This window comes from Pseudomonas sp. 6D_7.1_Bac1, from assembly GCF_025465945.1.
Lineage (GTDB): Bacteria > Pseudomonadota > Gammaproteobacteria > Pseudomonadales > Pseudomonadaceae > Aquipseudomonas.
This window is the reverse complement of sequence record NZ_JANLNW010000020.1, coordinates 1-13,389: the sequence shown is the minus strand read 5'-3', so window position 1 is coordinate 13,389 and position 13,389 is coordinate 1. Positions and strand designations below refer to the sequence as shown.

At 48.5% G+C, this 13,389-nt stretch carries 12 protein-coding genes and 2 pseudogenes; 7 read left to right on the top strand and 7 right to left on the bottom strand.

Translation table 11 applies throughout. The annotated features are described in order from the left end of the window. The first annotated feature begins 265 nt into the window (after positions 1-265). Genes NTD87_RS05475 through NTD87_RS05465 form a run of 3 tightly spaced genes read left to right on the top strand, consistent with a single transcriptional unit; the run spans position 266 to position 2,857 of the window. Complete coding sequence (locus tag NTD87_RS05475) at positions 266-943, top strand: GNAT family N-acetyltransferase (RefSeq protein WP_262112431.1); 678 nt, start codon at positions 266-268, stop codon at positions 941-943. Next, positions 940-1,800, top strand: coding sequence for an ImmA/IrrE family metallo-endopeptidase (locus NTD87_RS05470; protein ID WP_262112429.1), 861 nt, complete (start codon positions 940-942; stop codon positions 1,798-1,800). Before NTD87_RS05475 ends, NTD87_RS05470 begins: the two co-directional genes overlap by 4 nt. Next, a complete protein-coding gene (locus NTD87_RS05465) occupies positions 1,793-2,857 on the top strand; it encodes a beta family protein (protein ID WP_262112428.1) in 1,065 nt (354 codons plus the stop codon). The genes NTD87_RS05470 and NTD87_RS05465 overlap by 8 nt, the downstream gene beginning before the upstream one ends. On the opposite strand, the gene NTD87_RS05460 is transcribed toward NTD87_RS05465, so the two are convergent. After that, positions 2,843-3,400 (bottom strand): sce7726 family protein, encoded by a 558-nt coding sequence (locus NTD87_RS05460; RefSeq protein ID WP_262112427.1) that lies wholly within the window; start codon positions 3,398-3,400, stop codon positions 2,843-2,845. The two genes, NTD87_RS05465 and NTD87_RS05460, sit on opposite strands and share 15 nt — an antisense overlap. Positions 3,401-4,284: 884 nt before the next feature. Between NTD87_RS05460 and NTD87_RS05455 the strand changes: the two genes are divergently transcribed. Continuing rightward, positions 4,285-5,163: a DUF5677 domain-containing protein gene (locus NTD87_RS05455; protein ID WP_030129314.1), complete on the top strand. Its 879-nt coding sequence runs from the start codon at positions 4,285-4,287 to the stop codon at positions 5,161-5,163. 365 nt (positions 5,164-5,528) lie between these two features. Here the strand turns inward: NTD87_RS05455 and NTD87_RS05450 are convergent. The 4 genes and pseudogenes from NTD87_RS05450 to NTD87_RS05435 form a co-directional block, all read right to left on the bottom strand. Continuing rightward, positions 5,529-5,738: pseudogene (locus NTD87_RS05450) on the bottom strand (SDR family oxidoreductase); the annotation flags it as partial. A 307-nt stretch (positions 5,739-6,045) separates the two neighbouring features. Continuing rightward, positions 6,046-7,065: a hypothetical protein gene (locus tag NTD87_RS05445; protein ID WP_262112425.1), complete on the bottom strand. Its 1,020-nt coding sequence runs from the start codon at positions 7,063-7,065 to the stop codon at positions 6,046-6,048. Between the two features lie 154 nt (positions 7,066-7,219). Continuing rightward, a complete protein-coding gene (locus NTD87_RS05440; RefSeq protein ID WP_262112424.1) occupies positions 7,220-8,416 on the bottom strand; it encodes a glycosyltransferase family 4 protein in 1,197 nt (398 codons plus the stop codon). A 15-nt stretch (positions 8,417-8,431) separates the two neighbouring features. Beyond that, on the bottom strand, positions 8,432-10,165 hold the full coding sequence (locus NTD87_RS05435) for a hypothetical protein (protein WP_262112423.1): 1,734 nt from the start codon (positions 10,163-10,165) through the stop codon (positions 8,432-8,434). A 157-nt stretch (positions 10,166-10,322) separates the two neighbouring features. Here NTD87_RS05435 and NTD87_RS05430 point away from each other — a divergent pair. Continuing rightward, positions 10,323-10,527 (top strand): annotated as a pseudogene (locus NTD87_RS05430) (Arm DNA-binding domain-containing protein); the annotation flags it as partial. A gap of 135 nt (positions 10,528-10,662) precedes the next feature. Then, the gene (locus NTD87_RS05425; RefSeq protein WP_262112422.1) at positions 10,663-11,151 is read left to right on the top strand and encodes a SixA phosphatase family protein; all 489 of its coding nucleotides are present in this window, start codon (positions 10,663-10,665) and stop codon (positions 11,149-11,151) included. Between the two features lie 77 nt (positions 11,152-11,228). Here NTD87_RS05425 and NTD87_RS05420 read toward each other — a convergent pair whose 3' ends face one another. Together NTD87_RS05420 and NTD87_RS05415 are read right to left on the bottom strand one after the other, a co-directional pair. Next, on the bottom strand, positions 11,229-11,429 hold the full coding sequence (locus NTD87_RS05420) for a hypothetical protein (protein WP_262112421.1): 201 nt from the start codon (positions 11,427-11,429) through the stop codon (positions 11,229-11,231). Between the two features lie 121 nt (positions 11,430-11,550). After that, a complete protein-coding gene (locus NTD87_RS05415; protein WP_262112420.1) occupies positions 11,551-11,949 on the bottom strand; it encodes a carboxymuconolactone decarboxylase family protein in 399 nt (132 codons plus the stop codon). A 727-nt stretch (positions 11,950-12,676) separates the two neighbouring features. Between NTD87_RS05415 and NTD87_RS05410 the strand changes: the two genes are divergently transcribed. Further along, positions 12,677-12,958, top strand: coding sequence for a DUF3077 domain-containing protein (locus NTD87_RS05410; protein ID WP_262112418.1), 282 nt, complete (start codon positions 12,677-12,679; stop codon positions 12,956-12,958). Positions 12,959-13,389: the final 431 nt, after the last annotated feature.

Below are 13,389 nucleotides of genomic sequence, written 5' to 3'. Positions count from 1 at the left end.
AACGCCCAGCAGGAACAGCAGGAACACCTGAACGATTGTTTGCCACGGAAAGGCTAAAAAATGATCAACTCGATACAACAACAAATATTAAACTTCGATACGTTAGTTGCTATCGAAAAAGAGTACATTCGACTCACATCCCGCCATAATCGTTCTGCATCTAAACCTATGCTCCTCTTACGAAGAGCAGAAAAATTGTATTCACCTCAAAATTACAACCCCCCTGCAGAATCAAAAGTCTACGCTCCTCAGCCGGATATTTATAATGACTCTAGATGAAATTAGAAGTTTATTAGACGCAATGCCGCCTAATGAAGACGAGATCATACAGAAGGGTAATCTACTTGATCTAAATAACTGCTCAGTAGAGTTCAAAATCCATCATGGATGGGACATCGCCCACGGCAATCTTTGCGATAAATTATGGGGGGAGTTCAACATAAAACTTCTCAGACACGTTAGAGACAATTGTCAGGATGAGAACCTATTAGAAACTGAAATAAGCAACCTAAGCCTTGAGGATAGCCACTGGGAATGGTTTAAAAAATCAATCGCATGTCGGACAGACGAATATCATTGGTTTTTCTTATCCGCTGACTCGAAACCTCAAGGGGCATGTCTAATCTACCACCCCAAACAAAGTATTTTTGACAAAGGAAATATTTTTTACATCGAGTATCTTGCCGTAGCTCCCTGGAATCGGCAAAACCCAATGAGCAACAAACAATTTAGCGGAATTGGCAGCATTTTAATAAAGTCCGCGATAGCCTACTCGTGTAACGCATTGAGGCTCAGGCCCGGTTTTAGCTTACATTCACTACCAAAAGCAAAAACCTATTACGAACGGATTGGAATGCAACATTTCCCCAGTCTAGACAAAGATCAACTAAACTATTTTGAAATGGCAGAGGCCAAGGCCGCTCAATATGCGGGGGCAGTATGACCAACAAAAATGAAGAACAGGATGATTTTGTAGTAACATCTGAAAGCACAATAAACCCAAAGGCTTTAATCAACGCGCTAAACGCCCACGACGAAGTTATCCGCTTAGTAAAATCATCAACTACTAAAAGAAATGCTCCTTGTAGTGAAAACATCTCATTATTTCGCGATTTACTCACAGACAACAAAGGCGAAACTTTCTTTAGACAATCGAACAATGCAAATACCGCCACCACTTCCTATTGGCTTTCCCGCATAAAACATACAGCCCAGCTACTTTTAAACTTGCAAGCCGTACCTGAATACCAGCCGATTTCCACTGACCAAATTTATCAAATCACTCGAATGAGTCCCGCCCCTGAAAATGTCCGCTTAGTCTCCAGCGCGCTATTAAGCCTCGGCATAATACTTATATTTGACGAGCAGCTTAAAGGAATGAAGCTTGACGGAGCTGTATTCAAATTAAAGTCTGGCCATCCTGTCATTGGCATGACGTTAAGACACAGTAGGCTAGATAATTTCTGGTTCACACTAACGCACGAGCTATCTCATATACACCTGCACATAGATCAACTAGAGACACCCATACTAGATGACTTTGAAGAAGCATCAACCGAAGAAATTGAATTAGAAGCCGATCGACTTACCAAAACAATTTTTGTCAGTAGAAACGAATGGCGAAACTGTGAACCAAAATATGATTTACGCAGAGAGATCGTAATAAAATACGCAAACGAAAAAGGACTGCATCCAGCAATAATTGCAGGCATGCTTAGGCACGAGTTAAATCGATATGAAATCTTTTCCGACATCGTGTCCGAATATAACACTAGGGATTTGATATTTAAAAATGAATAACTATACTCCATTCTTAAAAACCAAAACTAATGAGATCGGAGCCCTAAAGGTTTTGCATCCTACGCTGAAGCCTTTTATCGCTCCTTTCTTTGATTTCCCGATGAAAAAAGGTCTGAATGAACAGTCCCTAAAAAAATCTATTGACGGAACGCACAAAAAAATAAAAACACACTTAAAAGAATATAGAAACTTCTACCTTGATAATTTCGATGTCCCTGATGCAATAACGATTTCGGGACAAGACAACTACATTTATATTATCGATAAATTTACCGACACAACGTTCATCCCAGTTATCGCCATCGAAAGAACACCACAACGAAATGATGCTGTGTTCAACGCCAAAATCACAGGCAAAATTAAATCAGATATTATAGCACTAAGAGTTCAGCCCGAAGACTTTCAGCACTACGCTACAACCAAATTAGAAATACAAACACTAGTTAGAAAATGCCCTCCCCATTTCACGTCAATGATCCTTATTTTAGACAATAGGATTTGCCGCACATGTGATACGACCAAAAGAGCGGGAGAGCTAATCAACTTTATCGTCGCTATAAAGCGCGATTATTCATTTTCAAAAATAATAATAACCGGTTCTTCAATACCAGCATCAATCAAGGAAATACTTGAAGTCGGGCATGAGATCTCTTTACCCAGAAGTGAGTTAGCCATACACAAAAAAGTTATTGCCCACCACGAACTAAGTGACATTGAACTTGGTGATTATACTATCGTAAGCCCTAATTTCTCGGAAATCGACATTCCACCAGAAAGCATGCGCAACGTTACTGCGCCCAAAATCCTGTATGCCTTTGAAGACTTTCAATATGTTATTAGAGGTAACGGCTTAAAAAACCATCCGCGAGGGAACCAGCAGTATAACGATATGGCGAAGATTCTGGTGGCAAAAACTTTCTATCGGACACCGCCATACTCTTGGGGAGACAATTATCTGAACGATAAAGCCAACTCACATGGAACCCTAGTCACGCCTAGCAGCATCCTGAATCCGACTATAAATGCTCACATCACATTTATGTTACAAAAACCCTAGCTTCCTCTGCGCGAGCTTAGCGCTAATTGCAAGGCTAAGCTCTTCTCTCCCCATAATTCCTGCAATGGAGTTAGAAATATTATCCCTATTTGCCTTTGCAGCAACCTGTATATTCAGCCCTTCGGCGACATCTGAAAGTTCTGTCCTCCAGAGAGTCATGAGAGCAGTCTTCTTATCAAAAAAAGGACTATTTTTTGAAGATCTTGCCCCCCGCAGAACCACAACACCACTTACCTCCCTGGCAATCATCACTCCCCAATGCGCTGGAATAATCCTTATAGCTTTATTCGCATGACGCTCCGTAGTAACTAAAGTTATCTTCCTGAACGCCAAATCATAATAGGCAGCTTGGCTTATTGCTCGCTCAATTTTATCGGCATCACCTTTTATCTCATAACAATGAGCCTCCTTGTAAATAGCCACCACATCAGCTATCGCACTTCCATTATGCACTCTCAGCTCTTCAATTAGCGCGCTGGGTCGGTGCGACATTCGACCAAGCCTAGCCAAAAGGGCGGTTCTAATTTGAATATCTCCCAGCACAATCACCTCAATTTACTTTGGCGCACACAGCACTTTAATCAGTCTACTATAGCAGAGCCTAGATAATTTTAAAAACAAATAAATAGACTTTACGCATATGAACATATAAGTCCAGAGCTAAACTAAATATAGCTAAAACCCCAGAAAACTTCTATATCGCGCTATACGAGTTACGCTTAGCGATATTTTCTCAAAAAACGGCACAGCGTGCGAGCTTGATCGCTTTCCTCCCTGGCGATTCTCGGAGACAATTTTTGATCTAGCTGATATTAATTTTTCTATTTAATAATCTATGAAGATTATAAAATCTTGTGACACAAAATACAGCCGAATTCGACTCCACTCAATTCCGTAACCAGCTGACTTATTAATAGTTACTAGTTGGCGTACGCGAAGTTTTTCACCGAGATCCAGACGCCCGGAAAACCTAACCTCCCCGAAACATACCGTTCGTCTGGTGCCGCACCATACAAAACAAAGACTCGCAGAAATACGGGCCTTTGTTGTTTCTGGGGTTTGGTGTGATTGCGCTTGCCGCGGGCCTCCCCGGGGGGCCTTTCTTGATCCCCTACGGCGTTCGCCGACCTCGCTCGTTGATGATTCGACGAATGAGAGATCGAAAATAAATCTGCCCCTTCTAGGGCCAATGCCTGTTTAGGAAACACGTGGTCTGTCCCCATTTTTTCTTCTTGAGCCTCAGCCCCCCAATACTAATAAGTTGTGCAACCAATCTTAACGACGCTGAGTTAGCTAAGAATTAAGATGCAGACGATTCAAAGTTAGTGCAAAATTTTCTGACAGACGACAAAATGCTACACTCAAAAATTAGATAGCGCTTCCATTTAGAACTGCATTAATTAAACCTACAGGATTTACACACAACAATGCCTTACATACCAAACTTCAGAAAATCCTTTAAGATAGATAAAAAAGCAAACCTTATTGAGTCGGCAGTAGCCATTGAGTCGTGTGCCAAAGCAGATAAAATTCTTAATGACTACTTGGGAGAATACGAGCCAAAAGACAACAATGAAGGCTTTCGGATTCACTCGCTTTTAAACCTGATTGGTCGTGTATACGAGCACGTCCAAGGAATGCTAGTTGCTATTTCGACAGGTTCGCCAGCAAGTGCGGAGGCATTAGCTAGGGTTGTTGTAGAAGGCTCAATAAACATTATGTACCTCGCCGAAAGAGGCGATTCAGCGACATTGATCAAATTTTTTCAATCATGGCTGAATGAGCACAATAGAAAACTCAATGAATGGAAGCAGAAAATACTACAAGGACCCGACGCAGAAGAAATATCGACCATGATAGAGGAAAGAAGAAAAGTCATTACCATATTAGACGAATTCGTTAAAGAAATCGAAACTCAATGTTCTATAGATATATCCAACCCGGAGACTGACTGGCCTAAGTCGCTTTATAAAAGATTTGAAATACTTGGGCGCGAGACTGATTACTATGAAAGCTATCATCGCCTCAGCGGAGCAAGCCATATAACTGGTGAGGACACGCTTATGTGGCTTATGTTTATGCAAGCCTCACCCGAGCACAAAATAAAAGCAGGAAAGGAAGCTTGGGCTTACTCAACTATGATGACCAGAATCGCAAGTATATTTTTTGTAGACACTGCTTTCGCATGTGTTAAGGCCTATGGGCGTGAAAGCAATAAAGATCTATATCAATGCAGGCTCGAACTACAACTCGCTATCCATAAAATTGCACGACAGGCAGGTGTACCGCTGAGTGAATCGCCCTGATTGATTAGACGCACCTGACTGGTTGCTTTGGGTCAACTCCTGCCGATTATCCATGGGAATAATCGGCAACGTTCAAACTCTAGAGGTTTACCATGCCGTATCCTGCTCTGGATATTTTACGTGCGGTCGACAATGTGCTAACACCGTAAAAAATCCCTAGTTCGATTCCACTGAAAGCCATAACTAGCTGATTTATTTATAGTTACTAGTTGGGGTACGCCGAATTTTCCAGCGAACTCCAGACGCCCGGAAAACCTAGTCTCGCCGAAACATACCGTTCGTCTGGTGCCGGCACCATACAAAACGAAGCCCTCGCAGAAATGCGAGGGCTTTGTTGTTTCTGGGGTTTGGAAAAGCAGATCTAAGTAACCGGTGCTCTGACCGCCATCGACGTGCAGGATCTCGCCTGTAACGAAACCGGCGAAGTCCAGATGCACGATTGCCTGGGCGACATCGCTCATCTCGCCCATGTGCCCGCCCAGGTGCAAACTCCCGAGCGCTTCATGGGTTTCTTCACCGTGCATCGGGGACTTGATGAAGCCGGGAGAGATCGCGTTCACACGGTTGTCGCGCTTGGGGGAAAATAAATCTGAGAATCATCTGGCCGGCCTCCCCACCTCACGGAAGTGGGGAGGCCGGCCAGATGATTCTCACCCATTAGCCTTGACTCGAGACCGGCTAATGGGTGTCCCCTTTTTCCTTGGAACGTGGCGGATTCGCGCTTCTGAAGCCCCCCCACTCTGGAACGAGGACCAGGCTGAACCAGCCACTGAATCGACCAGTTCCGCGAGAAAAATCGCTACTTCACTGCAAAGCAGTTTCTTGCTCCGATAGAACCCCGTATTCCAGCCGACGCCACTCAGACGCTGACCGGATTACTGATCATTGCCAGTAATTCAGCTGCACTCCCTCCGGGTTGTAAAGAGATTTCATATAATTTGGGTCCGACCCGTTATGACGAGAACAAATCGGGAAAATATAAACCGTGTCCCCTTTCTTCTTTTTAACTGCCGTTGTGCCAGTGATGACATGTCCGCCCACAAGCTCGCTCGTACATTTCCATGTCGTATTCAAGCTGAACGAGTTATATGACGAGCATTTTGACGTGTTGGCGCCGCCGTTACATTTGTTTCGCCATAATTCGATCCAAGATGTCGTCCCCGAAGGCTTCGGGTCGTGCGTGCTTCCATCTACATTAGCGAATGTCTTGTTGAGTTGCCAAACGACGGTGCCAACAAAGGTCGAATCGACGATAGCCTGTATCTGAATAACTTGCGCGATCCGATCGGCTGGAAGCTCATCGGAGATCCGCTCGCCGAACATGAGCTTAAAGTCATCGATATTATCGAGAGTTACGAGCGGCGGAGTACCGATCTTGAGAACGCTCGACAAGCCGGCCTCGATAGCTGCACTCGTGATTGCGTCATTGCAACTCCGGGCCGTCGCGACCATGGCATCGGCGAAATTGAACTGGCGAGCGACATGATCCGCCCACATATTAAGAAACGGATGATTCTGCCCCACGTCGTTCGGCGTGTGAAAATAAACCAGAGACGCGTCGACCCCGGGGACTTGCCCGGAAGCCCCGCCCAGGAAAGTAGTGATGCTAAGCTGGTCGGTGGTTTTGTCGTCATTACCTCTGATCGTGAGCTTGCCCTCGACCTTGTCGTAGTCGTAGCTGAACCTTACCATTGCTTGCATTGGCAGGCCCTTGAAGGTGCCAACTTCGATCGGTTCGCTTTTGTAGACGCCCGGCCCTGCGCTGAGATCCAGCACCGCCGTCACGGTTTGGTCTATTACGCTGATATTCCCATCCTGGAAGAACCGCGTCAGAGGCAATTCGACAGTCAGTACTCGCGAATGTTCAGAACGCGCGTCAAACGGATACTCATCATGTCCCATTTCGTCCTTCCTTCCCTAGTTCAATCATTTGCGTCGGTATTTACTCTACGAGCGTTCGTGCTCTAACGCAGAAAGTTCAACGGAGCATCCCGGTGATGCTTCTGCAAAGGCCGCTATCTATATTCGTTGCGTTCATTCAACAGTTTCCGAGATTTCACTGAACCACTCCCTGTTCTAGAATGCTGAAAAAACGAGAGCCCACCCGTTCCCAGGAGAACTTGGGATCGAGCGCCCTCGCCTTCGCTAGACTGCCCATCAGCTTTCGCTTATCGCCGTCGGCGGCTAGCGCCTCGAGAGCGCAAGACACATGGTGTGACGAAGTGGCATGCATATCCGCATATTCGTAGAAGATTGCATGCTTCTCCTCAATCGGCAGCATTGAAGCTGCTCCCGTCCAATTTTCAGAAAAGCTAGTGTGGTCGGGAACAACCTGTGGCGCGCCTGTAGCGGCATGCTCGAAGGGCGTCAAACCCCAACCTTCACCCATTGCCGTCGTCAGGCCTACATCGCAAACATTGTACAGTTCGTTGAGACGTGCACTGGACATTGGCTCTTCGTACGGGAGAACGGTGATCCTATCCGGTACGCCGCTTGATGACCTCCACGTCTCCAATTCGTCCAGCTGTGCGATGTTAAGCCTGCCGGGGTGCAAGACCAGCCTCGATCGAGGGTATAATTTCGCAAAATCGCCAAAGCCTGCGATGGTGATATCCAGCCGCTTCCGATAGTAAGGCCGATTAACATTTAGAACGACAAACTCCTCTGGATCCTGCGAAGACCAGAATGATTGTCGTACCACATGACGCGGACCAACATCGCCTCGAAGTCCCGAAGCCCAAAAAGCGTCATGGTCTACACCGTGTCCAACCACATGTAATCTCGGGAGTGAGGTTTGTGCGGCTGACTCCATAAGAGCAATAAGATCGCGTCGCGCATTATCGGTGAATACGACACAGTCATCTGTCAGGGTAAGAACATTCAAGATCGCGCTTGATACTATACTACCTTCGGTCGGAAGGTAATAAACAACTCGAACAAGAGGTCGATATCGCGAGAGTTGGTCAAGAAGACTGCGTGCCATGCTAGCGGGGCCCGTGACGACGAAAACATCTGGTCGGCATTCCGACATCGTTCTTTCAAGCCAACTAGCTTCGGCGATCATGCGACCCGCTTTCGCGGTTACAAGCCGTGCGGGTATACCTGCTACCTTGACGTTTCGAGCATCGCCTAGGATTGGATCGAATCCCAACAACGAAACATGTGCCCGCTCGGCCATATGAAGCGCAAGCCGCATCATGACCGAGGTGAGCCCAGATCCTGGCATATAAAGTCCAGCGATCAGAATTTTCATATCGCCCCTAAAGTGTCAATTGCCCATCGAAGCAAACGCTTGCGGCATGACGTAGGTAAGGAAGTTCATGAACGCGAAGGGGGTCTGTTCATTGATAGCCATTTCATAGTTAAGCGGTCCAGCATCAATGAATTGTGGCGGCTGGAGGTCTAGGCTGCCGCTATAATATGTCTCAATATTTACTGTTGGTGGTATGCCGTTTATGTTTTGCACTGTATAAGTATCGTCATTTAGCACACCTTGCTCAGAACTATTTTCAAAAACAATACGCTTCATACATATGATATTGTCATAATAGTTAAGGTCTGGGCCGGAGCCTATGGCTAATCCGGGAAGTATCGTCGTTTGATCTGGCGACGAAGGATTATGAGATGGCGATACAGGATCCGCGCCGCTGACCGGAGTTAGATGCAACGTGACATTCCCGACGGCGCCCATAATCGCCGGATCACCTTGATACATCATATGGACAACCACTCGCCTATCGGTGGTTTCGGTCACGTAGAGGGACGCAAGAAGCTCCTCCGCCTTCCTGAAAACGGGGGAGGGTTGATAATATCCAAAAACTGCAGGATGGAGAGTACCGGGAGGGTTAGCCGGAAGGGCCTGGAGACTTGGATTCAATTGATTGATGGCGTCGATAGCGCCGAAGCCCCAGTACGACACGCCTTGACTACGGTAATACCCGCCAGCGATCGCTGCTGCAATAAGTGGAGTCAGCCAGCGGATAAAGACGGCCTCCTGCACCTGCAAGTAACCCCGATACTCGCTCCAGACGTTCTGGACTTCCGGAGTATTACCCTGAAACGTGTAAGCCTCCATTAAGAGGTTAGTCGCTTGAAGCTGTGCGTAGGCAAGCTTTTTGTAGTAGTTCATATATCGAGCCACTGCGTCGCGATAGTCGAGTTGCCCGACGGCAACCAACCCCGAGATCATATTGGACCAGAGCTGTAATGCACCACGCCCTCCACTTGAGTCCAAAAGGTACCCATTTATAGTCGCCGAGGCGTCACGAGGCCCTACGTTCGCGTCCAAAATGTTATTAATGAGGTCACTGACATCTGTGGTCTTCATACCCACAGCATTTGCAATGTATTCGCCATATACTTTATATGAAATATTAATCTGTTCAATGAATGGAGTGAGCGCTGTTTCAACAGTCTGCCATTCTTGATATGTCTGTTCTTGGTTTATCTTGGCGATTTTCGATTCCAGATCAGAAATTGTCGCCTTGATGCTTGATATATCCGCTCCAACGGAACTGATTTGCAATCCCAAGTCGTTAATCATCTGAGTTTGCTGATCTACACTTTTTTCCAGCACCGCAATATCAGCCTGCGATAGATTACTGCTTGGGATGTCCTGAGCTAACTGGGAGAGGGTCTCAGCTCCAACTGTCTGACCATTCCCAAAAAGAACATTGAGAGTCCCCCCTACATCGAAGCCGGTTGCGTCGCTTACAGATTGGGCTGCTGTCTGTGCAAGTCCTCTGCCGATAGTTGATATTGCGTCATCGAAAAAGCTCATAAAATTGCACCCTTTACCTAGTGGAAGTCTGAGCGTAGTAGGCGTCGAGGCATATGGCAAATCGCCACTAAATAAAGTGTCGAACAGATTATTTTCTTTCGTATCGTGACGTTTGGTAGATTGCTTGGGGCTTGGAAAAGCCAGGTGAGGCATCCCTATGAGAATCAAAAGCTTGTAGCTAACTGAAGACACTGCCGACGTTCTCTGTGATATCTGCGGCATCAGGAGATATCCTTCCAGTTACCAGAATCGATGACCACGTCAGCCCCCAACGATGACCAGTTTATGGAAACGGCTTACGTGAAGTACCTCAGTAGGGGTGACAGACGACGGCAGGTATGTTTGCCAGCGATGGGAACGGCAACGGTCTGGCGGTTTTATTCGTTCCAGGACCCTCCATCGCGGTCCAACAAAATCCCCCCTCTCCGATCTGCAAATGCCCCACGGCCAAACCCCGCGAACGCGCCTATAAACTGTTCGATGGCGGCGGCATGTACCTTTTCGTCAAACCCAACGGCGTGAAGACCTGCCGCTTGAAGTACACCATGCCCAGCGGCAAGGAAGGCACGCTCATTATTGGCAACGAGTCCATGCCATCGAGTCAATATTTCTGAGTCAGTACACCAGGGGGAGCCCCCCGATAAGGCGGTGTGGTGATTTAATTTAGATTAATCACTACGACCTCTTTGGTCGGATTTTCCGCGGATACCGGAGGCGGTATGAAAAGGTTATTTCTCATTCGCCATGCCAAGTCGAGTTGGGATGACGCTGCGCAGCCCGACAAAGACCGCCCATTGAATGATCGTGGCAGACGTGACGCGCCCAAGATTGGTGAGCGCTTGGCCAAGCGCGATCTGAAGCCCGATTTGATCCTGTCGAGCCCGGCCGTGCGTGCGCTCGAGACGGCGGAGATCATCGCCAGGAAGCTCGATTACCGGCGCAAGGACATCGTCGTGGACGACCGGCTGTATGCCGTCGAGGCGAATGACCTGCTCGAGGTCATCCGCACGCTGGGCGACCGGCTGAAATCAGTGATGATCTTTGGCCATAATCCCGCGTTGGTCGAGCTCGCACAGCAGCTCTCCAGCGAGATCACCGACATGCCAACGTGCGCCGTCGCCGAGTTCAGGTTCGATACGAAGTCGTGGTCAGAAATCGGCGAGATCGAGCCCGCACAAGTCGCGCTCGACTATCCAAAAAAGTCCTAGGGAAATTCTTATATGGACGCAAGATCAGGGGGGCGTCGTGATTCAATCGCTACGACTCCTTTGGCCCTATCCACTTCTCAGGGGTCATTGCTCCCGGATGCCGCTCCCGCCTGGGGCTCTTTGTCGAGAAAGGGGGCGCTTTCCACTTCCAGCATCAGCAACACCATTTCCGTCAACTCGGCGTCGGACTTCTGTCCCGCATAGAGGTCATGGAGTGCTTTGGCGAAGGGAATACGCAGGTCCTGGTTTTCTTCGCGGGCGGTATCGCTGTATTGCATGAGTTCGCCGATGGCTCGCAGTACAGCCGCTTGCCACCGAGCGGTGGTCCTCGGACCATCGCCGGTGATTGCAATCAACTTATCCTTCGTCAGTTGGCGAAGGGCAGGTTCGCGCAACGGCTTAAGCGGCTTTGGATTGTGAGTGATCTTTGACATACCGGACGATACTCAACGTCTCCTGCCGGAACTGCTCGTAGTCGATCTGCTGGGCGTTTATAAAGGTGCTGCCCATCATGGTCAGCGACCCCATAAAGCTGGCTTCGGAAATTTCCTCGTCGCTCGCGCCAAACAAGCGCGCGGCTTCGGTATGGAACAGGGCGCAATACTTACAACGGGTCGCCCCGGACACCGCCAGACCTATCAGCTCCTTGTACTTATTAGGAATCTTGGTATCTGCCAGCCAGAAATCCCGGGCCACGGCCCAGAATCCGATCGCTCCGCCTTCCGGCATTTGCTTAATCCACTCCGGTACCTGACCCAGGGTCTGTTCAATTTCCCGATAGGTATCACGAATGGCCATTTGACACCTCCTTACCTCTCTGGAGACATCTGCTCCAAAGGTACAACTAGTTTAGTTCGCTGGCGGCCATGCCAGAGCCGGCAGCAGGACGACGCCAGCAATGAATGCTTAAACATCGTAGAAACAATAGGATGGATTTAGATTCTTTTGGCGCAATGACGTACCGCTAAGTACCTGGGGTTATCAAACTTGGCGGGTTGGCTCATCACCCATTTCCGATGCCTCCTTCACCTGCTCCAACAGGCTTTTTCGAAATTATGAAAATTATGGCTGGCCAATAATTATTGCTAAGCCATAAAAATCCCTAAAACTCGCCGGCCACCGCCAGCACTTCGCCACGCTTGCGGACCCTCCACTCGCACGCTAACCTTTGGGCGTCGCTGCCAAATCAGCGGACGGGCGTAGGAACCCGAGTTAATCAAGGCGCAACAGCGCCCCATCAGCTATTGCAGGCGCTTTTTTTGTGTCCGCGATATCGTGCAATGGTGGCTGTGCGCGGGACACCTTCGGGTGTGCCGGGTGCCTTGATTCCCGGTATTCCTACCCCGCGTACGGCCGCCACCCAATCCCGTAGGAAGGACGGTAGTGGCTCCCAACAGTCAAGGAGCTAGACAATGCACATCATAAATCCGTCCAAAATCTGCATTTGTAATCACCGTGCTAATCCCTCGCACGACTTTCAAACATTCACTGCCGCCAGTCACCTCCCAGCCCTCGGAGGTGCCCAATGACTACCCCCCTAGACCTGACAACCGCCGGCCTCACGCCCTTCTCCATCCATTGCGACCAAGCTCTATTCCGCGTCAACAGCGGCGTCCCGATCCGCGAAGCTCTGTCCCACGTTTCCGACTTGCTCCACCTCTCCAAACTGCTGACCGAATATGCGGCAATGGTGCGCGGTACGGACCGCTATGCCTGGGCGTCGCATTATTTGCAGGAGATGAGTAAGGCGGTGATCGATGACGTGCTGAAGGTGCTGGGCGCGTCGGGTCACAACCGCAGCCAGTAACGTCGTGACCCGAACCTGATCTGCGCAATCGAGTAAGCGACCCGACAAACTCGTCAATTGAGTTGCGTTGCCTGCAAATAGTTTGAGCCTCGTGCATCGCACGAGCGGTTTACTCCGAAAGGATGCGCTCTTCAGCACTCCGCTGGTGAGCGCTGGGAGTACGCACGTCAGTGGTTTTCATCAATACTCCATTGGTAAGGATCCCTTCGTTAAACATCGGATGTCGCTGCGTGGCCGTTCCTCGTTCTGATTGCTACCGACGCATGGCTCTCGTTCAGGTTGACACAAGCGTCATCCGTGGCAAAAAATCGGCCCAAGAGCGCGAAACCGACTGCCTTCAGGTGGCAATAGTCGGCGTTAGGAACCCCGTTGATGACCTGGACATCAGCGCTCGGGTGAGACCTCTTTTAAAAAGCAGCCTTATAGGCTGC